The organism is Streptomyces sp. NPDC101227 (genome assembly GCF_044767545.1).
Lineage (GTDB): Bacteria > Actinomycetota > Actinomycetes > Streptomycetales > Streptomycetaceae > Streptomyces.
In genome coordinates, this window is sequence record NZ_JBIWOD010000016.1 from 97,294 (window position 1) to 123,359 (window position 26,066).

Genomic DNA, 26,066 nt, shown 5'->3' on the forward strand with positions numbered 1-26,066 from the left:
CTCACCAACGGCCGTACTCCGCTGATGGCGGGCAACTGGAAGATGAACCTCAACCACCTCGAGGCCATCGCCCACGTCCAGAAGCTCGCCTTTGCGCTCACCGACAAGGACTTCGACGCCGTAGAGGTCGCCGTCCTGCCGCCCTTCACCGACCTGCGGTCGGTGCAGACGCTGGTCGACGGTGACAAGCTCAAGATCAAATACGGCGCCCAGGACCTCTCGGCGCACGACTCCGGTGCCTACACCGGTGAGATCTCCGGCCCGATGCTGGCCAAGCTCAAGTGCACGTTCGTGGCCATCGGCCACAGCGAGCGCCGCCAGTACCACGGCGAGAACGAAGAGATCTGCAACGCCAAGGTCAAGACGGCCTTCAAGCACGGCCTGACCCCGATCCTGTGCGTCGGTGAGGGCCTGGACGTCCGCAAGGCGGGCAACCAGGTCGCGCACACCCTCGCCCAGCTCGACGGCGGCCTGAAGGACATCCCGGCCGAGCAGGCCGAGACGATCGTGATCGCCTACGAGCCGGTGTGGGCCATCGGCACCGGTGAGGTCGCCACCCCCGAGGACGCGCAGGAGGTCTGCGGTGCGATCCGCGGCCGCCTCGCCGAGCTCTACAGCCAGGAGCTGGCCGACAAGGTCCGCATCCAGTACGGCGGCTCGGTGAAGTCCGGCAATGTCGCGGCGATCATGGCGCAGCCGGATGTCGACGGCGCGCTGATCGGCGGCGCGGCGCTGGACGCGGACGAATTCGTGAAGATCGTCCGCTTCCGCGACCAGTAGCAGCTATGACGACGGGCCCGGCCCGTCGTACCCTGTCGGGGCCGGGTCCGGCGTCCAGTACGCCACCCGGCCCCGCACCATTTCAACCAGTCCCAGAGAGTTGGTCCAGCCGTGGTCATCGGGTTCTCGGTCGCCCTCATCGTCTTCAGCGTGCTGCTGATGATGCTGGTGCTCATGCACAAGGGAAAGGGTGGCGGTCTGTCCGACATGTTCGGTGGCGGTATGCAGTCCTCGGTCGGTGGCTCCTCGGTCGCCGAGCGGAACCTCGACCGCATCACCATCGTGATCGGTCTGCTGTGGTTCGCCTGCATTGTGGTCCTCGGCATTCTGATGAAGCTCGGCAACTGACATTCCGTCGAAGGCGCGGCCTATCATGAGGGCGGCGTCCTTGGACGGGGCGGTAACTCCTGTCACTGGACGCGCGTTGGGCCCTACATAGACTGGAGCGCCCGCAGCGCAGCTGCTGTTAGATGCTTGCAGCACCATTACGCAGGGAGTTACGACCGTGGCAAGTGGCAACGCGATCCGAGGAAGTCGGGTCGGAGCGGGGCCGATGGGGGAGGCCGAGCGCGGCGAGTCCGCGCCGCGCATCCGCATCTCCTTCTGGTGCTCCAACGGGCACGAGACGCAGCCCAGCTTCGCCGGTGACGCACAGGTGCCGGACACCTGGGACTGCCCGCGCTGTGGTTTCCCGGCAGGCAAGGACCGGGACAGCCCGCCGGACCCGCCGCGCACCGAGCCGTACAAGACCCACCTCGCCTACGTCCGGGAGCGCCGCAGCGACGCCGACGGTGAGGCGATTCTCGCGGAGGCGCTGGCCAAGCTCCGAGGCGAGATCTGAGTCACCCGCGCATGCGATGTCCGGCCCGGCCGGAGGGAAGACCGCCCTCCGGCCGGGCCGTTTGCGTGCCGGAAGGCGGCGGTGCGGCCGTTGGCCGAGGCCGCGTCGATACCCGCACGCAAGACGGCCGACGGCCGGCCGTTCCGCGGCGGACAGATCCCTCTCCCAGGCTCGACTTCTCCCTCACGCTCGGCCTGGCTCGCGCGGGGGGACCCCATGCGCGGGAGGTGCTCCCATCGCGTCCTGATCAATTAGGTTGGGAGTCGGCGGGGTGCCGGTACGAGACGAAGAAGGCTGATGTCCGAGATGAACGCAGAAAGCCGCAACAGGCTCGACCAGATGCCTGAGTGGACCGCGTTGAGCAAGCATCGCGAGCAGCTGGGGGAGGTGCATCTGCGCGAGCTGTTCGACCGCGACCCGGCCCGCGCGGAGCGTTACACCCTCCAGGTCGGCGATCTGCACCTGGACTACTCCAAGCACCTGGTCACCGACGAGACGCTGCGGTTGCTGGGCGACCTGGCCGCGGCGACGGGAGTCGCCGAGCTGCGGGAGGCGATGTTCCGCGGCGAGAAGATCAATATCACCGAGCGGCGTTCCGTGCTGCACACCGCGCTGCGCGCGCCCGGTTCGGCGGTCATCAAGAGCGACGGCGTCAACGTCGTCCCCGCCGTGCACTCCGTGCTGACGAAGATGGCCACCTTCGCCGACCGGGTCCGCTCCGGCGACTGGAAGGGCCACACCGGTCGCCGTATCAAGACGGTCGTCAACATCGGTATCGGCGGCTCGGACCTGGGACCGGCGATGGCGTTCGAGGCGCTGCGCGCCTATACCCACCGGGACATGCAGTTCCGCTTTGTCTCCAATGTCGACGGAGCCGATCTGCACGAGGCGGTACGGGACCTGGACCCGGCCGAGACGCTGTTCGTCATCGCGTCCAAGACCTTCACCACCATCGAGACCATCACCAACGCCACGTCGGCCCGCGATTGGCTGCTGGCCGGGCTGGGGGCGGGGCGTGGGGGCACCTCCCGCTCGAGCGAAGTCGAGAGTGGGGGAGCGGTCGCCAAGCACTTCGTGGCGCTGTCGACCAACGCCGAGAAGGTGGCGGAGTTCGGCATCAACACGGACAACATGTTCGAGTTCTGGGACTGGGTCGGCGGCCGCTATTCGTTCGACTCGGCGATCGGCCTCTCGCTGATGGTCGCGATCGGCCCGGAGCACTTCCGCGAGATGCTGGCCGGCTTCCACCTCGTCGACGAGCACTTCCGCACGGCCCCGCCGCAGGAGAACGCCCCGTTGCTGATGGGCCTGCTGGGCATCTGGTACGGCAACTTCTTCGACGCCCAGTCGCATGCCGTGCTGCCCTACAGCCACTATCTCTCCCGCTTCACCGCCTACCTCCAGCAGCTGGACATGGAGTCCAACGGCAAGTCGGTGGGCCGCGACGGCAATCCGGTCGGCTGGCAGACGGGCCCCGTCGTCTGGGGCACGCCCGGTACGAACGGCCAGCACGCGTACTACCAACTGCTCCACCAGGGCACGAAGATGATCCCGGCCGACTTCATCGGCTTCGCGGAGCCGGTCGCCGATCTGCAGCCGGGCCTGGTCGCCCAGCACGACCTGCTGATGGCCAATCTCTTCGCCCAGGGCCAGGCCCTCGCGTTCGGCAAGACGCCCGAGGAGGTGCGTGCCGAGGGTGTGGCCGAGGAGCTGGTGCCGCACAAGACCTTCAAGGGCAACCACCCCACCACCACGATCCTGGCCAAGGAGCTCAGCCCGTCCGTCCTGGGCCAGCTGATCGCGCTCTATGAGCACAAGGTGTTCGTCCAGGGCGCGGTGTGGAACATCGACTCCTTCGACCAGTGGGGCGTGGAGCTGGGCAAGGTGCTCGCCAAGCGCGTGGAGCCCGCGCTGACGGACGGCGCGGACGTGCCGGGGCTGGACGCCTCGACGGCCGGTCTGGTCGCCAAGTACCGGGAGCTGCGCGGACGCTGACCGGCCGGCGCCCACGGTCGCATAGGATCCCCCGGACGATCATCGATGCGGTACACGTCCGGGGGAGACGGCCATGGCCGGGGTGCGGCACGGCGGCGACATACGGTCCAGGGCGAGCCTGCTGTGGCCGCGGCACGCGGCCTGGGCGGTGTTCCAGCCCGGCTGGATCCCGCCGCCGGACGACCCGCTGGTGGAGCGGCTCAAACGCTTCCGGGTGATTGCGGGGATGATCGTGGCGAGCGGTGTCTACACCTTCGTCGCGCGGGACTTCGACGGCAAGGAAGTGCTGGAGAACCTGGTCGTCGCCTGTGTGGTCCTGCTGGTCATCGCCCCGCTGACCGTCGGGGTGATGCTGGCGGTCTGGCGCCGCCGGGGACCGCTGCGGCCGCTGGTGCCCGCGCTGATCGGCTCGTTGCAGCTGCTGCTGTACTTCGTGGGATCCGCGGTCCTGACGCTGCTGCTCCTGCAGGGCGGAGTGCAGTTCCCGTTCTTCGCCCCGGTGCCCCTGTGGCTGCTGTGGTTCGTATGCGCCGCGGCGGTCCGGATCAACAGCAACTTCTTCGGTACGGCGGCAGTTCACCGCGCTCTGCCGCCGGTGCTGGCGTCCGTCACGTCCTGGCTGATGGCGATCCCGGATCTGGTGACCGGCGATCTGCACGGCCTCGGGCTGACGCTGGGCGTGGTCTTCATCCTCGGGGCGCCGGTGCTGGTCACCTGCCTCGCCCTGCTGGAGATGCACCGGCTGCGGCGCTTCCACGGCATCCGGCTGCTGGACCACCCGGGGGCCCCGCAGCGCCCGGCCCGGCCTTGGCAGCGCCCTCACCAGGGCGGCAATCCCTACTCCTAGGGTCCGTCCGATGGGGCCGGGGCGGGAAGGCCGCGGGCCCGGCCATGCCCCCTCGGACCGGCCCTGGCGCGGCCGGAAAACCGAAGGGCTCCCGTACCTTCCGGTACGGGAGCCCTCGTGGTGAACCGCTGCCTCAGGCCGAAGCCGGCGGATACAGATCGCGCGGCAGCTGGGACGCCGCGGCCTCGTCGAGCAGCCACAGCGTGCGGCTGCGGCCGCGGGCGCCCGCCGCCGGGGCCTGCACCTCTCCGGCACCGGAGAGGGCGATGGCCGCGGCATTGGCCTTGTCCTCGCCGGCCGCCAGCAGCCACACCTCCCGCGCCGCGCGGATCGCGGGCAGGGTGAGCGAGACGCGCGTGGACGGCGGCTTGGGCGCGCCGTGCACCCCGATCACCGTCCGCTCCTGCTCGTAGACGCCGGGCAGCTCGGGGAAGAGCGAGGCGACATGGGTGTCCGGGCCGACGCCCAGCAGCAGGACGTCGAAGGACGGGACCGCGGCGTGGTCCTCGGGCCCGGCGGCGGCGGCGAGTTCGAGGGCGTATTCCTCGGCCGCCGCGTCCGCGTCGTTGCCGAAACGGCCACCGGCCGGCTCCATCGGGTGCACCCGCGCCGGGTCCAGCGGCACGCTGTCCAGCAGCGCCTCGCGCGCCTGGGTGTAGTTGCGCTCCGGGTCACCCTCGGGCAGGAACCGTTCGTCGCCCCACCACAGGTCCAGCCGGTGCCAGTCCACCGCGTCCCGGGCGGGCGCCTCGGCGAGCGCGGCGAGCAGGCCGTTGCCGTTGCGGCCGCCGGTCAGGACCACCGAGGCGAAGCCGCGGGCGGCCTGGGCGTCCACGATCTTCGTGATCAGCCGGGCCGCCGCGGCCTTCGCCATCAGGTCCTTGTCGCGGTGGACGACAACTTGCGGAGCGCTCACTTGGCGGCCGCTTTCTTGGCGGGCTTGGCGGGCGCCTTCTTCGCCGCGGGCTCCTGCGGCGCGCTTCCCTCGGCCGCCGGTGCCGCGGGCGCCGATGCCCCGTCACCGAGCCGGTCCACGCCGTACTTCAGCGCGGCGGCGTAGATGTCGTCCGGGTCGAGCCGGCGCAGCTCCTCGGCGAGCAGCTCGGAGGTCTCCCGCCGCTTGAGCGCCACCGCACGGTCCGGCTGGCTCCGCATCGAGAGCGTGGCCAGCGAGCCGTCCGGGCGGTCCAGCACGATCGTGCCGCCGCTGGACTGCATCCGTACGGCCGTCAGGCCGGGACCGGCCGACACCGTGCGGGTGACCGGGACGTCCAGCCTGCTGGCGAGCCACATGGCCAGCAGCTCACAGCTGGGGTTGAACTCCTCGCCCTCGACCTCGGCCGAGGTGACCGTGCACGGCGCCTGGTCCAGCGCCGCCGCGAGCATCGAGCGCCAGGGGGTGATCCGGGTCCAGGAGAGGTCGGTGTCGCCCGGCGTGTAGCTCTCGGCGCGGCCGGTCAGCTCCTCGACGGGCCGCTCGGCGGCGTAGGCGTCGGTGACGCGGCGCTGCGCCAGCGCGCCGAGCGGGTCCTTTGCCGGGTCCAGGGGGGCGTTGACCGCCCACCAGACCACCACCGGGGCGTCCGGCAGCAGCAGCGGCAGCACCACGGACTGGGCGTGGTCGATCGCCTCGCCGTACAGCCGCAGCACGACCGTCTCGCCGGTGCCCGCGTCCGTGCCGACCCGGACCTCGGCGTCCAGCCGGGCCTTGGCGCGGTCGCGGGGCGAGCGGCTGACCCGCTTGATGACGACCAGGGTCCGCGAGGGGTGCTCGCGGGAGGCGTCATTGGCCGCCTTCAGGGCGTCGTAGGCGTTCTCCTCGTCGGTGACGATGACGAGGGTGAGCACCATGCCGATGGCGGGCGTGCCGACGGCGCGGCGGCCCTCCACCAGCGCTTTGTTGATCTTGCTGGCCGTGGTTTCCGTCAGATCTATTTTCATGGCCGACGCCAGCTCCGTCCGTCTCGTGCGAGCATTTCGTCCGCCTCGGCCGGGCCCCAGGTGCCCGCCGGGTACTGCGCGGGCTTGCCGTGCTTGTCCCAGTACTCCTCGATCGGGTCGAGAATCCGCCAGGACTGCTCGACCTCCTCCAGGCGCGGGAAGAGGTTGGCGTCGCCCAGCAGGACGTCCAGGATCAGCCGCTCGTACGCCTCGGGGCTGGACTCCGTGAAGGACTCGCCGTACGCGAAGTCCATCGAGACGTCCCGGACCTCCATCGAGGTGCCCGGCACCTTGGAGCCGAACCGCACGGTCACGCCCTCGTCCGGCTGGACGCGGATGACCAGGGCGTTCTGGCCCAGCTCCTCCGTCGCCGTGTGGTCGAAGGGGGAGTGCGGGGCGCGCTGGAAGACCACCGCGATCTCGGTGACCCGGCGGCCCAGGCGCTTGCCGGTGCGCAGATAGAACGGCACGCCCGCCCAGCGGCGGTTGTCCACCTGCAACTTGATGGCGGCGTAGGTGTCGGTCTTCGACTTGGGGTCGATGCCGTCTTCCTGGAGATAGCCGACGGCCTGCTCGCCGCCCTGCCAGCCCGCCGCGTACTGCGCGCGCACGGTCTCCTTGCCGAGGTCCTTGGGCAGCCGTACGGCGCCCAGCACCTTGGTCTTCTCCGCGACCAGCGCGTCCGCCTCGAAGGAGCCGGGCTCCTCCATGGCGGTCAGCGCGAGCAGCTGGAGGAGGTGGTTCTGGATGACGTCACGGGCGGCGCCGATGCCGTCGTAGTAGCCGGCCCGGCCGCCGATGCCGATGTCCTCGGCCATCGTGATCTGGACGTGGTCGACATACGAGCGGTTCCACAGCGGCTCGAACATCGTGTTGGCGAAGCGCAGCGCCAGGATGTTCTGGACCGTCTCCTTGCCCAGGTAGTGGTCGATCCGGAAGACCTCGTTGGGCGGGAAGACCTCGTGGACGATGCGGTTGAGCTCCTGGGCGCTCTTGAGGTTGTGCCCGAAGGGCTTCTCGATGACCGCGCGGCGCCAGGAGTCCTCCTTCTGGTCGGCCAGGCCGTGCTTCTTGAGCTGCTGGACGACCTTGGGGAAAAACTTCGGCGGTACGGAGAGGTAGAAGGCGAAGTTGCCGCCGGTCCCCTGCGCCTTGTCCAGCTCTTCTATCGTCGCCTTGAGCGTCTCGAAGGCCTCGTCGTCGTCGAAGTTGCCCTGGACGAAGCGGCAGCCCTGGACCAGCTGCTGCCAGACCTCCTCGCGGAACGGCGTCCGCGAATGCTGCTTGACCGCCTCGTACACCTCCTGCGCGAAGTCCTCGTGCTCCCACTCGCGGCGGGCGAAGCCGATGAGCGAGAAGCCCGGCGGCAACAGACCGCGGTTGGCCAGGTCGTACACGGCAGGCATCAGCTTTTTACGGGACAAATCGCCCGTGACGCCGAAAATGACCAGGCCCGACGGCCCCGCGATACGCGGGAGCCGTCGGTCCAGTGCGTCACGAAGCGGGTTGGCTCCGTGGGATGCAGTCAAGGGAGATCAGCCCTCCGAGGGAGCGAGGCGCTTGAGCTCCGCCTCCGTGGACTTGAGGAGGTCGTTCCAGGACGTCTCGAACTTGTCGACGCCCTCGTCCTCCAGGAGCTGCACGACGTCGTCGTACGAGATCCCCAGCCGCCCGATCGCGTCCAGGTCGGCCCGGGCCGCCTCGTACGTGCCACGGACGGTGTCACCGGTGATCTCACCGCGCGCGGCGGTGGCCTCGAGGGTGGCCTCCGGCATGGTGTTGACCGTGCCCGGGGCGACCAGCTCGTCGACGTACAGCGTGTCCTTGTAGGCCGGGTCCTTGACGCCGGTCGAGGCCCACAGCGGACGCTGCTTGTTGGCGCCGGCCTTGTCGAGCGCGGCCCAGCGGTCCGCGGAGAAGACCTCCTCGTACGCCTGGTAGGCCAGGCGGGCGTTGGCCAGCGCGGCCTTGCCCTTGAGCGCCTTGGCCTCGTCCGTGCCGAGCACCTCCAGGCGCTTGTCGATCTCGCTGTCCACGCGGGAGACGAAGAACGAGGCGACCGAACGGATCAGGGACAGGTCCAGGCCCGCGGCCTTGGCCTTCTCCAGGCCCGCCAGGTAGGCGTCCATCACCTCGCGGTAGCGCTCCAGCGAGAAGATCAGCGTGACATTGACGCTGATGCCCAGGCCGATGACCTCGGTGATGGCCGGCAGGCCCGCCTTGGTGGCCGGGATCTTGATCAGCGTGTTCGGGCGGTCCACCAGCCACGCCAGCTGCTTGGCCTCGGCGATGGTCGCCGTGGTGTTGTGGGCCAGGCGCGGGTCGACCTCGATGGAGACCCGGCCGTCCTGGCCGCCGGTGGCGTCGAAGACCGGCCGCAGGATGTCGGCGGCGTCGCGGACGTCCGCCGTCGTGATCATGCGGATGGCTTCCTCGACGGTGACCTTGCGGGCCGCGAGGTCGGCGACCTGCTGGTCGTAGCCGTGGCCGTCCGAGATCGCCTTCTGGAAGATCGACGGGTTGGTCGTGACGCCGACGACATGCTGCTGGTCGATCAGCTCGGCGAGATTGCCGGACGTGATGCGCTGGCGCGACAGGTCGTCCAGCCAGATCGCGACGCCTTCGTCGGAGAGGCGCTTGAGTGCGTCTGTCATGGGTTTAGCATCTCCTACTTGTCGTATACGGGCGTCAGCGCGCAGCCGCGTCAAGAGATTCCCGGGCGGCGGCCGCCACCGCGTCGGCGGTGAAGCCGAACTCGCGGAAGAGAACCTTGCCGTCGGCCGAGGCACCGAAGTGCTCCAGCGAGACGATGCGCCCGGCGTCACCGACGTAGCGGTGCCAGGTCAGGCCGATGCCGGCTTCGACGGCGACACGGGCCTTGACGGACGGCGGCAGCACGCTGTCGCGGTACGCCTGGTCCTGCTCCTCGAACCACTCGACCGAAGGCATCGACACGACGCGCGTCGCGATGCCGGCGGCCTGCAGCTGCTCGCGCGCCTCGACGGCGAGCTGCACCTCGGAGCCGGTGCCGATCAGGACGACCTGAGGCTTGCCGCCCTCGGCCTCGAAGAGGACGTAGCCACCCTTGGCGGCGTCCTCGTTGGCCGGGTACGTCGGCACGCCCTGACGCGTCAGCGCGAGGCCGTGCGGGGCCCCCACGCCGAACTTCTTCGTGTAGCGCTTGAGGATCTCGCGCCACGCGAGGGCGGTCTCGTTGGCGTCGGCCGGGCGGACGACGTTCAGGCCCGGGATGGCGCGCAGCGAGGCCAGGTGCTCGATGGGCTGGTGGGTCGGGCCGTCCTCGCCCAGACCGATGGAGTCGTGCGTCCACACGTACGTCACCGGCAGGTGCATCAGCGCGGACAGCCGGACTGCGTTGCGCATGTAGTCGGAGAACACCAGGAAGGTGCCGCCGTAGATGCGGGTGTTGCCGTGCAGCGCGATGCCGTTCATCTCCGCGGCCATGGAGTGCTCACGGATGCCGAAGTGGATCGTGCGGCCGTACGGGTCGGCGCCCGGCAGCGGGTTGCCCTCGGGCAGGAACGACGACGTCTTGTCGATCGTGGTGTTGTTGGAGCCCGCGAGGTCCGCGGAGCCGCCCCACAGCTCGGGGATGACCGCGCCGAGGGCCTGCAGCACCTTGCCGGACGCGGCGCGGGTGGCGACGGAGTGGCCGGGCTCGAACGCCGGGAGGTGGCCCTCCCAGCCCTCGGGGAGCTCGGTCGCGGCGATCCGGTCGAACTCGGCGGCGCGCTCCGGGTTGGCCGTGCGCCAGGCGGCGAACGACTTCTCCCACTCCTTCTTGGCGTCGCGGCCGCGGTCCAGGGCGGCGCGGGTGTGCGCGAGGACCTCGTCGGAAACCTCGAAGGACTGCTCCGGGTCGAAGCCCAGGACGCGCTTGGTGGCCGAGACCTCGTCGTCGCCCAGCGCCGAGCCGTGCGCGGCCTCGGTGTTCTGGGCGTTCGGGGCCGGCCAGGCGATGATCGAACGGGCCGCGATGAAGGACGGGCGCTCGGTCTCGGCCTTGGCGGCCTCCAGGGCCCTGGCCAGACCGGCCGGGTCGAGGTCGCCGTTGGGCAGCTGCTCGACCCGCTGGACGTGCCAGCCGTAGGCCTCGTAGCGCTTGCAGGTGTCCTCGGAGACCGCGGTCTCGGTGTCACCCTCGATGGAGATGTGGTTGTCGTCCCACAGCAGGACGAGGTTGCCGAGCTTCTGGTGGCCCGCGAGCGAGGAGGCCTCGGCGGAGATGCCCTCCTGGAGGCAGCCGTCGCCGGCGATGCACCAGATGGTGTGGTCGAACGGGGAGGTGCCCGGCGCGGCCTCGGGGTCGAACAGGCCGCGCTCGTAGCGGGACGCCATGGCCATGCCGACGGCGTTGGCGACGCCCTGGCCCAGCGGGCCGGTGGTGGTCTCCACGCCGGTGGTGTGGCCGTACTCCGGGTGGCCGGGGGTCTTCGAGCCCCAGGTGCGGAAGGCCTTCAGGTCATCCAGCTCCAGGCCGTAGCCGGCCAGGTAGAGCTGGATGTAGAGGGTCAGGCTGGAGTGGCCCGCGGAGAGGACGAACCGGTCGCGGCCGGTCCAGTCCGCGTCCGCCGGGTCGTGCCGCATCAGCTTCTGGAAGAGAACATAGGCGGCGGGCGCCAGGCTCATGGCCGTACCCGGATGGCCGTTGCCGACCTTCTGCACGGAATCCATGGCCAGGACGCGGACGGTGTCCACCGCCCGCTTGTCCAGATCGGTCCACTCGAAATCTGTGGTGGTCGGCTTGGTGCTCACCCTGAGTCAGGGCTCCTCTCCACATGTCGAACGCCGCGAACGGCTTGTCCGCCGGCGCTGCCGAGCCTACCCCCGCCGGTGCGCGCGCCTTTTCGACGCTCAGTCGGTGTTTTAGACGCTCAGTCGGTGCTCAGTCGGCGTCTTCCGCGCTCAGTCGGTGGGTGGTGACGCGGGAGCTCATCGCTTTGCGCAGCCAAGTCAGGACATCGGGTGTTCCCGGCCCGGATGCGCCGGCCATACGACCAGACTGCCGGGCGGCGGTGCCGTTCGCCTCCTGAACGCCGGGCGCGCGTCCCGGGAATGTCGGCGTCCCCAGGCCAGGGGCGGCGCCCAACACGACCCCACCCCCGCGAAGATCGCTCTCTCGCCAACGTCTAAAGTGGCGTGGTACGCGCAAGCTTTACCGCTTCCGGCGGTCGGGCTTGCGGGCCTTATCTCTGCGGCAATGGCCGCTGAAGTTACTTCCAGGGGTGTGCGTGACGGCCGTCGAATCCCGTCCTGCGGGGGCGCTCTCTGAGGTCTCCGGGAGTCCCGGAAAGCGGCCGTTCAAGGCTCGCGTAATGGCATTCATCGCGCTGACCAAGCCGCGGGTCATCGAATTGCTGCTGATGACCACCGTGCCGGTGATGTTCCTGGCGGCCAAGGGCGTACCCGACCTGTGGCTGGTACTGGCGACCTGCATCGGCGGTTATCTCTCCGCCGGCGGCGCGGGCGCCTACAACATGTACATCGACCGCGACATCGACGCCCTGATGGACCGCACCGCGCAGCGGCCGCTGGTCACGGGCATGGTCTCGCCGCGTGAATGCCTGGTGTTCGCGACCACCCTCGCGGTCGGCTCCACCGCCTGGTTCTGGTTCCTCGTCAACCCGCTGTCGGCGATGCTGTCGCTCGGGGCGCTGCTTTTCTATGTCGTTGTCTACACGATGATCCTCAAGCGGCGCACCGCACAGAACATTGTCTGGGGCGGAATCGCGGGCTGCATGCCGGTCTTCATCGGCTGGTCCTCGGTGACGAATTCGGTCTCCTGGGCCGCGCTGATTCTGTTCCTCGTCATTTTCTTCTGGACGCCGCCGCATTACTGGCCGCTGTCGATGAAGGTGAAGGACGACTACGAGCGGGTCGGCGTGCCGATGCTCCCGGTCATCGCCGGCAACAAGGTGGTGGCCCGGCAGATCGTCGCCTACAGCTGGGTCATGGTCGCCGTCTCGCTGCTGCTCCAGCCCCTGGGCTACACCGGCTGGTTCTACACCGCGGTCGCGCTCGTCTGCGGCGCCTTCTGGCTCAAGGAGGCGCACGGCCTGCAGGCCCGCGCCAAGGCCGGGATCACCGGGGCCAAGCTCAAGGAGATGCGGCTCTTCCACTGGTCCATCACCTACGTCTCGCTGCTGTTCGTGGCCGTGGCCGTGGACCCCTTCCTGCGCTGACCGCCGTCCGCCGACCCGCCGGCTGCCTCTTCCTCAGGTGATTACCGGCGGGTAGCATGCTGTCCATGGCAGAGACCCAGCAGGTGGAGACGGCCGGCAGCACCACCGGCGCCCAGGCCGGCAAGCGGGACCGGAAGCGTACGGAGCGGCTCGCCCGGCAGATCCGCACCTTCGCCGACGCGCACGGCGGCAGCGCCGAGGGCCAGCTCGCGCACATCGGCCGGGGCCGCACCCGGATCGCCCTGGTCGGGGCCGACGGCGAGTGGGGAAACCTCGTCGCCGACACCTTCGAGACCGCCAAGGACGCCGCGGACCGGGCCGGCCTCGCACTGCACGACGACTTCGACGGCGAGCTCGCCGCCAAGGTCCGCACCGGCCGCTACGAGTGGTCCCGGATGGCGGGCATCCAGCTGGGCGGCCCGGCCAACGCCTGACGGCCGCCGGGTGGCGTGCGCCCGGCGCACGCCACAAGCGGAGCCCGCTACCTCACCACCTCCTCACCCGTTAAGCCACCGGACGCGGCGCCTCGTTCGCGCCCGGCGGGCTCTTGGGTAGGAGGACCGGATGGACGGCCATACCTTCCTGGCGGATCAGCCCCCGCTCATCGATCAGCACAGCCATGGCACGCTGCACGGCGAACTCGGCCTGGGCTCCTTCGAGACCCACCTGGCCGCCGCGGCCGGCGCCCACGGCCCGGCCCCGGCGGGCACCAGCTACTTCGACAGCTGGACCGGCCTCGCCCTGCGCCGCTGGTGTCCCCCGCTGCTGGGCCTGGAACCGCACTGCCCGCCCGCCCGCTATCTGGCCCGCAGGCGCGAGATCGGCGCCTTCAGCGCCGGCCGGCTGCTGCTGCGCGGCGCCGGCATCGGCACGTTCCTGCTGGAAGCCGGCGCGCCCAGCGAACTGACCTCGGCCGCCGAGCTGGCCGCCGCCGCCGAGGCCCGCGCCCATGAGGTCGTACGCCTGGAATCGCTCGCCGAACAGGTCGCCGACACCTCGGGCAGCGTCGACTCCTTCATCGGCTACACCGCCGAGGCCCTCTACGCCGCGGCCCAGCACGCCACCGCCTTCGCCTCCGGCGCCACCTACTGCGACGGCCACGCCCCGCAGGCGGGCGAGGTACGGCGCGCCGCGGACCGCTGGCTGCGCGGCCGCCGCCCCGGGGAGCGGCTCGGCGAGCCGGCGCTGATACGGCATCTGCTGTGGAGCGCGATGGCCACCGGACTGCCCGTACAGCTGCACTGCCCCGATCCCCGGCCGCTGGCGGGCTTCATGCGGGCCACGACCGGGATCGGCGCGGACATCGTCCTGCTCCCCGGGGCGCCGCACCACCGGCGGGCGGCAGAGCTCGCCGCGGTGCACGCCCATGTCTACGCGGATGCCGGACCGAGCCCCGAGGAGACCCTCGGCCAGGCGCCCTTCGGCAAGCTGCTGTTCTCCTCGGGGGCGCGGGGGCTGCCCGAGCTCTACGTCACCGGGGCGCGGCTGTTCGTACGGGCCATGGAGCGGGTCGTACGGGAGTGGACCGACGAGGGGATGTGCGGCCCCGAGGACGGGCCGGGCATCACCGAGATGGTCGGGTCGGGGACGGCGCGGCGGATCTACCGGCTGGACGCGGCGGCGACCTGAGGACCGGGCGCCTCGTGCCCGTCGGAGGGTGCGGGAACGACGGGCTCCTCCTCCGGGAGCGGACCGCGGTCGCGCAGCGCCAGCGCGACCCGCAGAACGCAGAACCACACCAGGGCCGAGCCGAGCATATGGAACCCGATGACCAGCGCCGGCAGGCCCATGAAGTACTGCACATAGCCGATGACGCCCTGGAAGGCGAGGCAGACGAATAGCTCCAGGACCCTCCGGCGCGCGACCGCCGGGGCCTTGACGGCCCGCAGGGTGAACCACAGCGCCACGCTCAGCCCGACCACGATGTAGACGAAGTCGACGTGCAGCTGTGTGATCTCCTGCCAGTTCAGCGGAATGCGGTGGACCTTCTTGGCGTCGCCCGCGTGCGGGCCCGCGCCGGTGACCACCGTGCCGAGGACGGTGAGCGCGCCGGTCGCCGCGACCAGCAGCCAGGCCAGCTGCCGCACCGGGCGGGCCACCAGCTCACGCGGTTCCTCGTCGCCCTCGCTCGCCCGCTTCCAGCTCAGTACGGCGACCGTGAGCAGCGCCGTGGCCGCGAGGAAGTGGGAGCTGACGATGTACGGGTTCAGGCCCGTCAGTACCGTGATGCCGCCGACCACGGCGTTGCTCATCACGAGCCAGAACTGGGCCCAGCCGAGCCGGGTGAGCGAGCGGCGCCGCGGGTGCCGGGCGCGCGCGGCGATGATGAACAGGCCGACGACCACGCACAGCACGTCCGTCAGCATGCGGTTGCTGAACTCGATGATGCCGTTGATGCCCATCGCCGCGGTCGGCGTCAGGCTGTCCGGGGTGCACTTGGGCCAGGTCGAGCAGCCCAGCCCGGACTGGGTGAGCCGGACCGCGCCTCCCGTCACGACGATGATGACGGCCATGACGACGGTCGCCAGCGCGGCCCGCTGCACAAAGCGGGCGGACGGCTGCCAGCGACGGGCGATCAGCTCGAGGGGATTCAGCGTGTTCGGCACGGTTGCCATCGTAGGCGGCGGCTTGTGCGCGTTTTCACGAGGGTCCCTTCCGAGCCCTCATCCCGCCGTCACCAGCGCACCGCGGTGAAATCGACCGGCCGCGGCCGCATGCCCCGGGCGCGCGCGGCCAGTTGCTGCATCCGCCGCGCCATCTCCCCGGCGGGCAGCCGCCTGCGGTCGCCGTGGCCGGGCAGCAGCCACTCGAAGCGGAGCCGGTCGACGGTACGGGCCAGGGACGCCGCCAGCTCTTCGACGGAGTACCAGGTGACGCTCTCCGCCACCTCGATGTCGTCCGTCGTCCGCGACCAGTAGAAGCTGTCGCCGCTGAAGCAGTACCGCTCGTCGGCCAGATAGAGCACGCTGCCCTCGGTGTGACCGGGCAGCGGCACGGCGCGGACCCCCTCGGCGATCTCGACGGCCTCGGTGCCGCGCAGGACGCGGTCGGCGTCGGGGGCCGCGTCGAGGTCGCCCTCGTGGATCCACAGCCGGGCGCCGAAGCGGTCGGCGTAGCGGCGGCCGTGCGCCGTGTGGTCGCGGTGGGTGAGGAGGACGTCGGTGACGGGGCCGAGCCGCTCGTACCGGGCGGCCAGCGCCTCGCTCCAGCGCGGGGTGTCGATCATCATGCGGGTCCCGGAAGGGCGCCGCAGCAGGTAGGAGTTGGCCGCGGCGGTGTGCGGTGAGTTGTGGCCGCAGAGATGGACGGCGTCGTCGAGCGCCAGCGGGAACGGGTCCCGGTCCGGGTCCAGCCGCCGGGTGCCGGGGCGGATCGAGCGGGTGGGGCAGGCGAACGCGGCGGCGTGCAGCTGTTGCTCCTCCGTCGCGTCGCGCGGTCCGCGCAGGATCTCGGAGCGGCCGTTCACCTCGCCGATCAATCCGGGTGCGAGCTGTCTGGCGACGTCACAGTTGGTGCAGCGGTCGTCCACGTACCAGTCGGTGGGTGCATCCGTCATGACCACGAGATTCCTCGGTGGCCGGCGAAAGGGGAAGGGGCGCCGGGCCTTGTTTTTACCGGTTGCTGCCGCTCTGCGCCGGTCGGCGGATAAGTGGCCATGACAAAAATGCGCCGGTGGGGCGACCGGGTGAACGGCCACCCGGCCGCTCACTCCCAGCGGAAGAACCTGGCCGCCGCCCCGAGCCCCAGCACCGCCCACCCGGCGAGCACGCCGAGGTCGTCCCACGGAACGCCCGCCCCGTGCTGCAGCACCTCGCGCAGCCCGTCCGACAGCGCCGAGATCGGCAGCAGCCCGAGCACCGACTGCGCGGCCTCCGGGAACTTCGTCAGCGGGACGATGACCCCGCCGCCCACCAGGAGCAGCAGGAACACCAGGTTGGCGGCGGCGAGGGTGGCCTCCGCCTTGAGCGTGCCCGCCATCAGCAGGCCGAGGCCGGAGAACGCGGCGGTGCCCAGGAGGAGCAGCAGGACCACGGAGACGGGGTTGCCGTGCGGGGACCAGCCCAGGGCGAGGGCGACCGCCGTCAGCAGGACGATCTGCAGCACCTCGGTGACCAGCACCGCGCAGGTCTTGGCGGTCATCAGTCCCCAGCGCGGCAGCGGCGAGACGGCGAGCCGCTTGAGCACGCCGTAGCGGCGTTCGAAGCCGGTGGCGATGGCCTGGCCGGTGAAGGCGGTGGACATCACGGCGAGGGCGAGGATGCCGGGCGCCAGGAAGTCGACGGCCTTGCCTGAACCGCCCGTGGGCACGGCGACGATGTCGACGGCGGAGAAGAGCACCAGCAGCAGCGTCGGGATGACGACGGTCAGCAGCAGCTGTTCGCCGTTGCGCAGCAGCATCCTGGTCTCCAGGGCCGCCTGCGCGCGGATCATCCGGGGCAGCGGGGCGGCACCGGGGCGCGGGGTGAACGTACCGGTGGCAGCGGCGACCCCGGTGGTGGCGGGCTCGGTGGCGGTCATGCGCGCAGCTCCTTGCCGGTGAGCTCCAGGCTGTGCCTTCCCGGGGGACGGCCCCCGGACCCCCGGCCGAAAGCGTGACTCAGACTCATGCGCGCAGCTCCTTGCCGGTGAGCTCCAGGAAAACGTCCTCCAGGGTGTGCCGTTCGACGGCTATCGCGTCGGGCATGACGCCGTTCTGCGCGCACCAGGAGGCGACGGTGGCCAGGAGCTGGGGGTCGACCTTGCCGTTGACGCGGTAGGTGCCCGGGGTGAGTTCGGTGGCGGCGCTGTCGGAGGGCAGCGCCTTGAGGAGGGAGGCGACATCGAGCCCCGGCCGGCCGGAGAAACGCAGGCTGTTCTCCGCGCCGCCCCGGCACAGCTCCTCGGGGCTGCCCTGGGCGATGACCCGGCCGCCGTCGATGATCGCCACATCGTCGGCGAGCTGCTCGGCCTCGTCCATGAAGTGGGTGGTGAGGACGACGCTCACGCCGTCGGCGCGCAGCTCCCGTACGAGGTCCCAGGTGGCGTGCCGGGCCTGGGGGTCCAGGCCGGCGGTGGGCTCGTCGAGGAAGACCAGCTCGGGGCGGCCGACGACGGCCATCGCCAGCGCGAGCCGCTGCTGCTGGCCGCCGGACAGCCGGCGGTAGGGCGTACGGCCGCAGCTGCCCAGGCCGAGCCGGTCCATGAGCGGGCCGACGTCGAGGGGGTGGGCGTGCAGGGTGGCGGTGTGCCGCAGCATCTCCTCGGCGCGGGCGCCGGCGTAGACGCCGCCGGACTGGAGCATCACGCCGATCCGGGGGCGCAGCGCGGCGGCCTCGGCGACCGGGTCCAGGCCCAGGACGCGGACCGTTCCCTCATCCGGGCGGCGGTAGCCCTCGCACGTTTCCACGGTGGTGGTCTTGCCGGCGCCGTTCGGGCCGAGGACGGCGGTCACGGAGTCGCGCGCGACGGTCAGGTCGAGCCCGTCCACGGCGGTCTTGGTCCCGTATCGCTTGACCAGGCCGACGACCTCGACGGCAGGCTCGGTTCGCATGGCGGGCAGTTTACGGAGCGGACGCCGGACGGCGGTGCGCGGGGGCTCGGGTTCGGCCAGGCCCCGCCCGGAAGGAAGGTGACCCTAAGTGATGGAGACCACCAGTCCGTCATCCGGACATGGGTTGAATCACTCTCGCGAATTACGCAACAATGGCGTTGTGAAAAACCCGAGCGAGGATCAGGGAGCACCCGCGGTCGAGCCGACCGCCGGGCCCGAGCGGTCCGCGCAGTCCCGGGCCGCCCACCCCGTCCTGCCGGCGCACGACGAGCAGCACGGCACCCGTAACCGCGTCGCCCGCTCCATTCTCGACCACGGTCCGTCCACCGCGGCCGAGCTGGCGCTGCGCCTGGAGCTCACCCAGGCGGCGGTCCGCCGCCATCTGGATGCGCTGGCCGCCGAGGGCGTCGTCGAGCCCCGCGAGAAGCGGGTCTACGGCGCGCGCGGCCGCGGCCGCCCCGCCAAGGCCTTCGCCCTCACCGACTGCGGCCGGGACGCCTTCGACCAGGCCTACGACCAGCTGGCCTCCGACGCGCTGCGCTGGATCGCGCAGTCCGCGGGCGGCGGCGCGCTGGGCGAGGCGGCGGTCGCGGCGTTCGCCCGCGCGCGGCTTGCGGCCCAGGCCAAGGGCTATGAGGCGGCTGTCGAGGCCGCCGAGCCGGAGGACCGTACCCAGGCCCTTGCCGAGGCGTTGACCGCGGACGGGTACGCTGCTACGGCGCGCAGCGCGCCCAACCCCCAGCTCGGTGAACAGCTCTGCCAGCACCACTGCCCGGTCGCCCATGTCGCCGAGCAGTACCCGCAGCTGTGCGAGGCGGAGACCGAGGTCTTCTCCCGATTGCTCGGGACCCACGTACAGCGTCTTGCCACCATCGCCCATGGTGACGGAGTGTGCACGACCTTCATCCCGAAGGCCGGCGCCGGCAAGACAGCTCACCGCAGCGGTGAGCGCACCACAAAGACCACCACAGCATCTGCAAGCACGGCCGGGAGGAACCCCGCATGACGCTCCCCACGGAGACTGCTCACCCTGAGCTCGAGGGCCTGGGCAAGTACGAATACGGCTGGGCCGACTCCGACGTGGCCGGCGCCTCGGCGAAGCGCGGACTCTCCGAGGCCGTCGTCCGCGACATCTCGGCGAAGAAGAACGAGCCGGAGTGGATGCTCAAGCTCCGCCTCAAGGGCCTGAAGCTGTTCGACAAGAAGCCCATGCCGAACTGGGGCTCGGACCTGTCGGGCATCGACTTCGACAACATCAAGTACTTCGTCCGCTCCACCGAGCAGCAGGCCGCCTCCTGGGAGGACCTGCCCGAGGACATCAAGAACACCTACGACAAGCTCGGCATCCCCGAGGCGGAGAAGCAGCGCCTGGTCGCCGGTGTCGCCGCGCAGTACGAGTCCGAGGTCGTCTACCACCAGATCCGCGAGGACCTGGAGGAGCAGGGCGTCATCTTCCTGGACACCGACACCGCGCTCAAGGAGCACCCGGAGCTCTTCCAGGAGTACTTCGGCACGGTCATCCCGGTCGGCGACAACAAGTTCGCGTCGCTGAACACCGCGGTGTGGTCCGGCGGCTCGTTCATCTACGTCCCCAAGGGTGTCCACGTCGACATCCCGCTCCAGGCCTACTTCCGGATCAACACCGAGAACATGGGCCAGTTCGAGCGGACGCTGATCATCGTCGACGAGGACGCCTACGTCCACTACGTCGAGGGCTGCACGGCGCCGATCTACAAGTCGGACTCGCTGCACTCCGCGGTCGTGGAGATCATCGTCAAGAAGGGCGGCCGCTGCCGCTACACGACCATCCAGAACTGGTCGAACAACGTCTACAACCTGGTCACCAAGCGCGCCGTCGCCTACGAGGGCGCGACCATGGAGTGGGTCGACGGCAACCTCGGCTCCAAGGTGACCATGAAGTACCCGGCGGTCTACCTGATGGGCGAGCACGCCAAGGGCGAGACCCTGTCCATCGCCTTCGCCGGCGAGGGCCAGCACCAGGACGCCGGCTCCAAGATGGTCCACATGGCGCCGAACACCTCCTCCAACATCGTCTCGAAGTCGGTGGCGCGCGGCGGCGGCCGCACCTCCTACCGCGGTCTGGTCGAGATCGGTGAGGGCGCGGCGGGCTCCAAGTCCAACGTGCTGTGTGACGCCCTGCTGGTGGACACCATCTCCCGCTCGGACACCTACCCCTACGTCGACGTCCGCGAGGACGACGTGTCGATGGGCCACGAGGCGACCGTCTCCAAGGTCAGCGAGGACCAGCTCTTCTACCTGATGGCCCGTGGCCTGACGGAGTTCGAGGCGATGGCGATGATCGTGCGCGGCTTCGTCGAGCCGATCGCCCGTGAGCTGCCGATGGAGTACGCCCTGGAGCTCAACCGGCTGATCGAGCTGCAGATGGAGGGCGCGGTCGGCTGACCCGCCCGTCCCATGCAGCGACTGACTCACTGATAGCAGAAAGCGAGCATCACGACAGCCATGGCTGAGGCTCAGAACATCCCCTCGGGTTCCACGACCACCGGCTCCATCGCGGTGGCCGCGGAGTCCACCGTCGCCACCCGGATGAGCGCCCCGCCGTCCTACGACGTGGCGGACTTCCCGGTGCCGCACGGCCGCGAGGAGGAGTGGCGCTTCACGCCCCTCGCGCGGCTCAAGGGCCTGCACGACGGCTCCGCCGCGGCCGGCGGTCCCGACCTGAAGATCGACATCACCGCTCCTGAGGGCGTCACCCACGAGCTGGTCGACCGCGCCGACCCGCGGGTCGGCAAGGCCGGCACGCCCGTCGACCGGGTCGCGGCGCAGGCGTACAGCTCCTTCGAGAAGGCCTCGGTCGTCACGGTCCCCAAGGACACCGTGCTGCCCGAGCCGATCCGGATCACCGTGCACGGCGAGGGCGGCACCGCCTTCGGCCACCAGGTCATCGAGCTCGGCGCGTTCGCCGAGGCGGTCGTCGTCATCGACCACACCGGTGACGCGGTGCTCGCCGCCAACGTCGACTTCCTCCTCGGCGACGGCGCCAAGCTGACCGTCGTCTCGGTCCAGGACTGGGCGGAGACCGCTGTCCACACCGGGCAGCACAACGCCCTGGTCGGCCGGGACGCCAGCTTCAAGTCCGTGATCGTCACCTTCGGCGGCGACCTCGTCCGGCTGCACCCGCGCATCACCTACGCGGGCCCCGGCGGCGAGGCCGAGCTCTACGGCCTCTACTTCACCGAGCAGGGCCAGCACCACGAGCACCGCCTCTTCGTCGACCACGAGGCGACCAACTGCCGCTCCAACGTGACGTACAAGGGCGCGCTCCAGGGCCAGGACGCCCACGCCGTCTGGATCGGCGACGTCCTCATCCAGGCGTCCGCCACCGGCACGGACACCTACGAGCTCAACCGCAACCTCGTCCTCACCGACGGCGCGCGGGTCGACTCGGTGCCCAACCTCGAGATCGAGACCGGCGAGATCGTCGGCGCCGGCCACGCCTCGGCGACCGGCCGGTTCGACGACGAGCAGCTGTTCTACCTGATGGCCCGCGGCATCCCGGCCGACGAGGCCCGCCGCTTGGTCGTGCGCGGCTTCTTCGCCGAGCTGGTCCAGCAGATCGGTCTCCCGGACGTCGAAGAGCGTCTGATGAGCAAGATCGAGGCCGAGCTGGAAGCGTCCGCGGTATGAGCTACGTACGCGCAGCGGCGCTCAGCGAGCTGGCGGAGGACACCCCCAAGAGGGTGGAGATCGACGGCACGCCGGTCTCTCTGGTCCGCACCGAGGGCGAGGTGTTCGCGATCAACGACATCTGCTCGCATGCGAACGTCTCCCTCTCGGAGGGCGAGGTCGAGGACTGCTCCATCGAGTGCTGGCTGCACGGTTCGAGCTTCGACCTGCGCACCGGCAAGCCGAGCGGCCTTCCCGCGACGCGCCCCGTCCCCGTATACCCCGTAAAGATCGAAGGGGACGACGTGCTCGTCTCCGTCACCCAGGAGTCCTGAGTTCCCCATGGCAACGCTTGAGATCCACGACCTGCACGTCTCCGTCGAGGCCGAGAACGGCCCGCGCGAGATCCTGAAGGGCGTCGACCTGACCGTGAAGCAGGGCGAGACGCACGCCATCATGGGCCCCAACGGCTCCGGCAAGTCGACTCTCGCCTACTCGCTGGCGGGTCACCCCAAGTACACGATCACCGGCGGCACCGTCACCCTCGACGGCGAGGACGTCCTGGAGATGTCCGTCGACGAGCGCGCCCGGGCCGGCGTCTTCCTCGCCATGCAGTACCCGGTCGAGGTCCCCGGTGTCTCCGTCTCCAACTTCCTGCGCACCTCCGCGACCGCGATCCGCGGCGAGGCCCCCAAGCTGCGGCTGTGGGTCAAGGAGGTCAAGGAGGCCATGGAGCGTCTCCAGATGGACCCCGCGTTCGCCGAGCGCAACGTCAACGAGGGCTTCTCCGGCGGTGAGAAGAAGCGCCACGAGATCCTCCAGCTGGAGCTGCTCAAGCCGGCCATCGCGATCCTCGACGAGACCGACTCCGGCCTGGACGTCGACGCGCTGCGCACCGTCTCCGAGGGCGTCAACCGCGTCCGCGAGACCGGCCAGGTCGGCACGCTGCTGATCACCCACTACACGCGCATCCTGCGCTACATCAAGCCCGACCACGTCCACGTGTTCGCGAACGGCCGCATCGCCGAGTCCGGTGGCGCCGAGCTCGCCGACAAGCTGGAGGCCGAGGGCTACGAGGCTTACACGAAGGGTGGCGCAACCGCGTGACACAGCTGCCGGGCCTCCTCGACACAGAGGCGATCCGTAAGGACTTCCCCCTTCTGGACCGCCAGGTCCACGACGGGAAGAAGATCGTGTACCTGGACAACGCGGCGACGTCCCAGAAGCCGCGCCAGGTCCTCGACGCCCTGAACGCCTACTACGAACGCCATAACGCCAACGTCCACCGCGGCGTGCATGTGCTCGCCGAGGAGGCCACGGCGCTGTACGAAGGCGCGCGCGACAAGGTCGCCGCCTTCATCAACGCACCGAGCCGCGACGAGGTGATCTTCACCAAGAACGCCTCGGAGTCGCTCAACCTCGTGGCCAACATGCTCGGCTGGGCCGATGAGCCCTACCGCGTGGACCGCGAGACCGAGATCGTCATCACGGAGATGGAGCACCACTCCAACATCGTCCCGTGGCAGCTGCTCTCGCAGCGCACCGGCGCGAAGCTGAAGTGGTTCGGCATCACCGAGGACGGCCGCCTCGACCTGTCCAACATCGACGAGATCATCACCGAGCAGACGAAGATCGTCTCCTTCACGCTGGTCTCCAACATCATGGGCACCATCAACCCGGTCGAGACGATCGTCCGGCGTGCCCAGGAGGTCGGCGCGCTGGTCTGCATCGACGCCTCGCAGGCCGCCCCGCACATGGTGCTGGACGTCCAGGCGCTGCAGGCCGACTTCGTCGCCTTCACCGGCCACAAGATGTGCGGCCCGACCGGCATCGGCGTGCTGTGGGGCCGCCAGGAGCTGCTGGAGGACCTCCCGCCGTTCCTGGGCGGCGGCGAGATGATCGAGACCGTCTCGATGCACTCCTCGACGTACGCGCCCGCGCCGCACAAGTTCGAGGCCGGTACGCCCCCGATCGCCCAGGCCGTCGGCCTCGGCGCGGCCGTGGACTACCTCACCGCGATCGGCATGGACAAGATCGCCGAGCATGAGCACGCGATCACCGAGTATGCCGTCAAGCGGCTGCTGGAGGTCCCCGACCTGCGCATCATCGGCCCCAGCACGGCCGAGGAGCGCGGCGCGACGATCTCCTTCACGCTCGGCGACATCCACCCGCACGACGTGGGCCAGGTGCTCGACGAGCAGGGCATCGCGGTCCGGGTGGGTCACCACTGCGCCCGTCCCGTCTGCCTGCGCTACGGAATTCCTGCGACCACGCGAGCGTCGTTCTATCTGTACTCCACCCCGGCCGACGTAGACGCCTTGGTCGAAGGGCTGGAGCACGTCCGCAACTTCTTCGGTTAGACAACACAGCCGGTTAATCAGGCACAGCGGATGAGGACGAGGACTGACTGAGTCGTGAAGCTGGATTCCATGTACCAGGACGTCATCCTGGACCACTACAAACACCCCCATGGGCGCGGTCTTCGGGACGGCGACGCCGAGGTGCACCACGTCAACCCCACGTGTGGCGACGAGATCACCCTGCGCGTGCGGCTGGACGGCGCGAAGATTGAAGATGTGTCGTACGAGGGCCAGGGCTGCTCCATCAGCCAGGCCTCGGCGTCCGTCCTCAACGACCTTCTGGTCGGCAAGCAGCTGGGGGAGGCGCAGAAGATCCAGGAGACGTTCCTGGAGCTGATGCAGTCCAAGGGCCAGGTGGAGCCGGATGACGCCATGGAGGAGGTGCTGGAGGACGCGGTCGCGTTCGCCGGTGTCTCCAAGTACCCGGCGCGCGTGAAGTGCGCCCTGCTCAGCTGGATGGCCTGGAAGGACGCCACGGCCAAGGCCCTCTCCGAGGAGGCGAAGACCGCATGACGGAAACGACCACCAAGCCGGCCTCGGAGGAAGAGGTCCGCGAGGCGCTGTACGACGTCGTCGACCCCGAGCTGGGCATCGACGTCGTCAATCTCGGCCTGATCTACGGCATCCACATCGACGACGCCAACATCGCCACCATCGACATGACGCTGACCTCCGCGGCCTGTCCGCTGACCGACGTCATCGAGGACCAGGCGAAGTCGGCCACCGAGGGCATCGTCAACGAGCTGAAGATCAACTGGGTCTGGATGCCCCCGTGGGGCCCCGACAAGATCACCGACGACGGCCGCGAGCAGCTGCGCGCGCTCGGCTTCAACGTCTGACGAGATCCCCCTTCCGGTGATTCCCCGCGACATCCCGCGGTGGTTCCCCGAAGCGAACGGCGCGATACGGCCGTGCCCGCCAGGAAGTCCTGGCGGGCACGGCCGTTTCTGTCGCGTTCTCCCGGCGCCGTTGTGTACGTCCGTACACTTCGTTGTGTACGCTCGTACGCATGGTCTATGTGACGCTCGGTGCCGCGATCCTGTCCGAGATACTCGCGACCACCGCGATGAAGTACAGCGACGGGTTCAGCAGGCTCTGGCCCTCGGTGGGCACCGTGGCGGGCTACCTCATCGCCTTCGCGCTGCTGGCGCAGACGCTGAAGACGATGAGCGTCGGGACCGCGTATGCGATCTGGTCCGGGGCCGGAACGGCCGTGATCGCGGCGATCGGGATGGTCTTCCTCGGGGAGAGCACCAGCGCGCTGAGGATCCTCGGGGTGCTGCTGGTCATCGCGGGGGTCGTGGCGCTGAACCTGGACGGTGCGCACTGATGGCGCGGCGGTACGACCCCGGCCGGCGGCAGCGGATCATCGACGCCGCGATCAGCGTGGTCGGCGAGCGCGGGATCGCCGGGCTCAGCCACCGGGCGGTGGCGGCCGCCGCCGATGTGCCACTGGGATCGACGACGTACCACTTCCGGACCCTGGACGATCTGCTGGTCGCGGCGCTGGAGCAGGTCGACCGGGAATGGATGGCCGGCTTCGCGCAATGGGTGGCGAGCATCGACCCGGCGGTGCCGCTCGCCGAGGAGGTCACGCGCTATGTGGGGGACGTCCTGGGCGGGGACCGGGCGCGGGTGGAGCTGGAGTACGAGCTGTATCTGGCGGCGCTGCGGCGTCCGGCGGTGCGGCCGATCGCGGCCGCCTGCCTCGACGAGATGGCGCGGCTGCTCGGTCAGCGGATCGGCGATCTCGCGACGGCGCGGGCCGTGGTGGCCTTCGCCGACGGGCTGGTCCTCCAGCATCTGCTCACCGGCACGCCCTTCGAACCGGCCGCGCTGCGCGCCGGGCTGGCCGGGGTGCTGGACTGAGGGCCGGGCCCGCGCGGACCGGCGCCGGGGTCCGCGCGGCTCGTACGGCCCT

At 70.1% G+C, this 26,066-nt stretch carries 27 protein-coding genes; 18 read left to right on the forward strand and 9 right to left on the reverse strand.

What is annotated here, in order from left to right; all coding sequences use genetic code 11:
- Window positions 1-24 precede the first annotated feature (24 nt).
- From tpiA to ACIRPT_RS30685, 5 genes are all read left to right on the forward strand, one after another.
- Entirely contained in the window at window positions 25-780 is a 756-nt protein-coding gene (gene tpiA / locus ACIRPT_RS30665) for a triose-phosphate isomerase (RefSeq protein ID WP_403507491.1), read from the forward strand.
- 111 nt (window positions 781-891) lie between these two features.
- A complete protein-coding gene (gene secG / locus ACIRPT_RS30670) occupies window positions 892-1,128 on the forward strand; it encodes a preprotein translocase subunit SecG (RefSeq protein ID WP_403507261.1) in 237 nt (78 codons plus the stop codon).
- 157 nt (window positions 1,129-1,285) lie between these two features.
- Window positions 1,286-1,621, forward strand: a complete 336-nt coding sequence (locus ACIRPT_RS30675; RefSeq protein WP_016578660.1) for an RNA polymerase-binding protein RbpA — start codon at window positions 1,286-1,288, stop codon at window positions 1,619-1,621.
- Window positions 1,622-1,927: 306 nt separating this feature from the next.
- Window positions 1,928-3,616 carry a glucose-6-phosphate isomerase gene (gene pgi, locus ACIRPT_RS30680; protein ID WP_403833163.1) on the forward strand — a complete coding sequence of 563 codons (1,689 nt, stop codon included), beginning with the start codon at window positions 1,928-1,930 and terminating at the stop codon, window positions 3,614-3,616.
- A gap of 73 nt (window positions 3,617-3,689) precedes the next feature.
- Window positions 3,690-4,463 carry a hypothetical protein gene (locus tag ACIRPT_RS30685; protein WP_403832937.1) on the forward strand — a complete coding sequence of 258 codons (774 nt, stop codon included), beginning with the start codon at window positions 3,690-3,692 and terminating at the stop codon, window positions 4,461-4,463.
- A 133-nt stretch (window positions 4,464-4,596) separates the two neighbouring features.
- Here the strand turns inward: ACIRPT_RS30685 and pgl are convergent, their stop codons facing one another.
- From pgl to tkt, 5 genes are read right to left on the reverse strand one after another with little or no spacing between them, the layout of a single operon-like run.
- A complete protein-coding gene (pgl, locus tag ACIRPT_RS30690; protein ID WP_403832939.1) occupies window positions 4,597-5,379 on the reverse strand; it encodes a 6-phosphogluconolactonase in 783 nt (260 codons plus the stop codon).
- Window positions 5,376-6,404: a glucose-6-phosphate dehydrogenase assembly protein OpcA gene (opcA, locus tag ACIRPT_RS30695; protein ID WP_403832942.1), complete on the reverse strand. Its 1,029-nt coding sequence runs from the start codon at window positions 6,402-6,404 to the stop codon at window positions 5,376-5,378. The genes pgl and opcA overlap by 4 nt, the downstream gene beginning before the upstream one ends.
- Window positions 6,401-7,933 (reverse strand): glucose-6-phosphate dehydrogenase, encoded by a 1,533-nt coding sequence (gene zwf / locus ACIRPT_RS30700; RefSeq protein ID WP_403832945.1) that lies wholly within the window; start codon window positions 7,931-7,933, stop codon window positions 6,401-6,403. Before zwf ends, opcA begins: the two co-directional genes overlap by 4 nt.
- Window positions 7,934-7,939: 6 nt before the next feature.
- Window positions 7,940-9,058 (reverse strand): transaldolase, encoded by a 1,119-nt coding sequence (tal, locus tag ACIRPT_RS30705; RefSeq protein ID WP_403832948.1) that lies wholly within the window; start codon window positions 9,056-9,058, stop codon window positions 7,940-7,942.
- A gap of 34 nt (window positions 9,059-9,092) precedes the next feature.
- Window positions 9,093-11,180, reverse strand: coding sequence for a transketolase (gene tkt, locus ACIRPT_RS30710; protein WP_403832951.1), 2,088 nt, complete (start codon window positions 11,178-11,180; stop codon window positions 9,093-9,095).
- Between the two features lie 476 nt (window positions 11,181-11,656).
- On the opposite strand from tkt, the gene ACIRPT_RS30715 reads away from it, so the two are divergent.
- The 3 genes from ACIRPT_RS30715 (at window position 11,657) to ACIRPT_RS30725 (ending at window position 14,236) form a co-directional block, all read left to right on the forward strand.
- The gene (locus ACIRPT_RS30715; RefSeq protein ID WP_403832953.1) at window positions 11,657-12,607 is read left to right on the forward strand and encodes a heme o synthase; all 951 of its coding nucleotides are present in this window, start codon (window positions 11,657-11,659) and stop codon (window positions 12,605-12,607) included.
- Between the two features lie 56 nt (window positions 12,608-12,663).
- Window positions 12,664-13,041 carry a hypothetical protein gene (locus ACIRPT_RS30720; RefSeq protein ID WP_403832956.1) on the forward strand — a complete coding sequence of 126 codons (378 nt, stop codon included), beginning with the start codon at window positions 12,664-12,666 and terminating at the stop codon, window positions 13,039-13,041.
- Between the two features lie 130 nt (window positions 13,042-13,171).
- On the forward strand, window positions 13,172-14,236 hold the full coding sequence (locus ACIRPT_RS30725; RefSeq protein ID WP_403832958.1) for an amidohydrolase: 1,065 nt from the start codon (window positions 13,172-13,174) through the stop codon (window positions 14,234-14,236).
- Here the strand turns inward: ACIRPT_RS30725 and ACIRPT_RS30730 are convergent.
- From ACIRPT_RS30730 to ACIRPT_RS30745, 4 genes are all read right to left on the reverse strand, one after another.
- Window positions 14,209-15,213, reverse strand: coding sequence for a heme A synthase (locus ACIRPT_RS30730; RefSeq protein ID WP_403832961.1), 1,005 nt, complete (start codon window positions 15,211-15,213; stop codon window positions 14,209-14,211). The genes ACIRPT_RS30725 and ACIRPT_RS30730 overlap by 28 nt on opposite strands.
- A gap of 68 nt (window positions 15,214-15,281) precedes the next feature.
- Window positions 15,282-16,163 (reverse strand): MBL fold metallo-hydrolase, encoded by an 882-nt coding sequence (locus ACIRPT_RS30735; RefSeq protein ID WP_403832963.1) that lies wholly within the window; start codon window positions 16,161-16,163, stop codon window positions 15,282-15,284.
- A gap of 149 nt (window positions 16,164-16,312) precedes the next feature.
- Window positions 16,313-17,125: an ABC transporter permease gene (locus ACIRPT_RS30740; RefSeq protein WP_403832965.1), complete on the reverse strand. Its 813-nt coding sequence runs from the start codon at window positions 17,123-17,125 to the stop codon at window positions 16,313-16,315.
- 85 nt (window positions 17,126-17,210) lie between these two features.
- Window positions 17,211-18,137, reverse strand: coding sequence for an ABC transporter ATP-binding protein (locus ACIRPT_RS30745; RefSeq protein ID WP_403832968.1), 927 nt, complete (start codon window positions 18,135-18,137; stop codon window positions 17,211-17,213).
- 160 nt (window positions 18,138-18,297) lie between these two features.
- Between ACIRPT_RS30745 and ACIRPT_RS30750 the strand changes: the two genes are divergently transcribed.
- The 10 genes from ACIRPT_RS30750 to ACIRPT_RS30795 all read left to right on the forward strand — a co-directional run bounded on the left by ACIRPT_RS30750 (window position 18,298) and on the right by ACIRPT_RS30795 (window position 26,014).
- Window positions 18,298-19,143, forward strand: a complete 846-nt coding sequence (locus tag ACIRPT_RS30750; protein WP_403832970.1) for a helix-turn-helix transcriptional regulator — start codon at window positions 18,298-18,300, stop codon at window positions 19,141-19,143.
- Window positions 19,140-20,561, forward strand: a complete 1,422-nt coding sequence (gene sufB / locus ACIRPT_RS30755) for a Fe-S cluster assembly protein SufB (RefSeq protein ID WP_329394040.1) — start codon at window positions 19,140-19,142, stop codon at window positions 20,559-20,561. Before ACIRPT_RS30750 ends, sufB begins: the two co-directional genes overlap by 4 nt.
- Before the next feature lie 60 nt (window positions 20,562-20,621).
- Window positions 20,622-21,806 carry a Fe-S cluster assembly protein SufD gene (sufD, locus tag ACIRPT_RS30760; RefSeq protein ID WP_403832974.1) on the forward strand — a complete coding sequence of 395 codons (1,185 nt, stop codon included), beginning with the start codon at window positions 20,622-20,624 and terminating at the stop codon, window positions 21,804-21,806.
- Complete coding sequence (locus ACIRPT_RS30765; RefSeq protein WP_393549672.1) at window positions 21,803-22,120, forward strand: non-heme iron oxygenase ferredoxin subunit; 318 nt, start codon at window positions 21,803-21,805, stop codon at window positions 22,118-22,120. Before sufD ends, ACIRPT_RS30765 begins: the two co-directional genes overlap by 4 nt.
- A gap of 7 nt (window positions 22,121-22,127) precedes the next feature.
- On the forward strand, window positions 22,128-22,892 hold the full coding sequence (sufC, locus tag ACIRPT_RS30770) for a Fe-S cluster assembly ATPase SufC (RefSeq protein ID WP_403507295.1): 765 nt from the start codon (window positions 22,128-22,130) through the stop codon (window positions 22,890-22,892).
- Window positions 22,889-24,145: a cysteine desulfurase gene (locus ACIRPT_RS30775; protein WP_403832979.1), complete on the forward strand. Its 1,257-nt coding sequence runs from the start codon at window positions 22,889-22,891 to the stop codon at window positions 24,143-24,145. The genes sufC and ACIRPT_RS30775 overlap by 4 nt, the downstream gene beginning before the upstream one ends.
- Window positions 24,146-24,199: 54 nt before the next feature.
- Window positions 24,200-24,658 carry a Fe-S cluster assembly sulfur transfer protein SufU gene (gene sufU / locus ACIRPT_RS30780; RefSeq protein ID WP_403507299.1) on the forward strand — a complete coding sequence of 153 codons (459 nt, stop codon included), beginning with the start codon at window positions 24,200-24,202 and terminating at the stop codon, window positions 24,656-24,658.
- Window positions 24,655-24,984 carry a metal-sulfur cluster assembly factor gene (locus ACIRPT_RS30785; RefSeq protein WP_403507301.1) on the forward strand — a complete coding sequence of 110 codons (330 nt, stop codon included), beginning with the start codon at window positions 24,655-24,657 and terminating at the stop codon, window positions 24,982-24,984. The genes sufU and ACIRPT_RS30785 overlap by 4 nt, the downstream gene beginning before the upstream one ends.
- A 170-nt stretch (window positions 24,985-25,154) precedes the next feature.
- Window positions 25,155-25,475 (forward strand): DMT family transporter, encoded by a 321-nt coding sequence (locus tag ACIRPT_RS30790; RefSeq protein ID WP_403832981.1) that lies wholly within the window; start codon window positions 25,155-25,157, stop codon window positions 25,473-25,475.
- A complete protein-coding gene (locus tag ACIRPT_RS30795) occupies window positions 25,475-26,014 on the forward strand; it encodes a TetR/AcrR family transcriptional regulator (protein WP_403832983.1) in 540 nt (179 codons plus the stop codon). Before ACIRPT_RS30790 ends, ACIRPT_RS30795 begins: the two co-directional genes overlap by 1 nt.
- Window positions 26,015-26,066: the final 52 nt, after the last annotated feature.

Coding starts and splice junctions, on each gene's coding strand:
- tpiA (WP_403507491.1), top strand. CDS start 25: ATGGCGGGCAACTGGAAGATGAACCTCAACCACCTCGAGGCCATCGCC.
- pgi (WP_403833163.1), top strand. CDS start 1,928: ATGAACGCAGAAAGCCGCAACAGGCTCGACCAGATGCCTGAGTGGACC.
- ACIRPT_RS30685 (WP_403832937.1), top strand. CDS start 3,690: ATGGCCGGGGTGCGGCACGGCGGCGACATACGGTCCAGGGCGAGCCTG.
- opcA (WP_403832942.1), bottom strand. CDS start 6,404: ATGAAAATAGATCTGACGGAAACCACGGCCAGCAAGATCAACAAAGCG.
- tal (WP_403832948.1), bottom strand. CDS start 9,058: ATGACAGACGCACTCAAGCGCCTCTCCGACGAAGGCGTCGCGATCTGG.
- ACIRPT_RS30720 (WP_403832956.1), top strand. CDS start 12,664: ATGCTGTCCATGGCAGAGACCCAGCAGGTGGAGACGGCCGGCAGCACC.
- ACIRPT_RS30725 (WP_403832958.1), top strand. CDS start 13,172: ATGGACGGCCATACCTTCCTGGCGGATCAGCCCCCGCTCATCGATCAG.
- ACIRPT_RS30735 (WP_403832963.1), bottom strand. CDS start 16,163: ATGACGGATGCACCCACCGACTGGTACGTGGACGACCGCTGCACCAAC.
- ACIRPT_RS30740 (WP_403832965.1), bottom strand. CDS start 17,125: ATGACCGCCACCGAGCCCGCCACCACCGGGGTCGCCGCTGCCACCGGT.
- ACIRPT_RS30745 (WP_403832968.1), bottom strand. CDS start 18,137: ATGCGAACCGAGCCTGCCGTCGAGGTCGTCGGCCTGGTCAAGCGATAC.
- sufB (WP_329394040.1), top strand. CDS start 19,140: ATGACGCTCCCCACGGAGACTGCTCACCCTGAGCTCGAGGGCCTGGGC.
- sufD (WP_403832974.1), top strand. CDS start 20,622: ATGGCTGAGGCTCAGAACATCCCCTCGGGTTCCACGACCACCGGCTCC.
- ACIRPT_RS30765 (WP_393549672.1), top strand. CDS start 21,803: ATGAGCTACGTACGCGCAGCGGCGCTCAGCGAGCTGGCGGAGGACACC.
- sufC (WP_403507295.1), top strand. CDS start 22,128: ATGGCAACGCTTGAGATCCACGACCTGCACGTCTCCGTCGAGGCCGAG.
- ACIRPT_RS30785 (WP_403507301.1), top strand. CDS start 24,655: ATGACGGAAACGACCACCAAGCCGGCCTCGGAGGAAGAGGTCCGCGAG.
- ACIRPT_RS30790 (WP_403832981.1), top strand. CDS start 25,155: ATGGTCTATGTGACGCTCGGTGCCGCGATCCTGTCCGAGATACTCGCG.
- ACIRPT_RS30795 (WP_403832983.1), top strand. CDS start 25,475: ATGGCGCGGCGGTACGACCCCGGCCGGCGGCAGCGGATCATCGACGCC.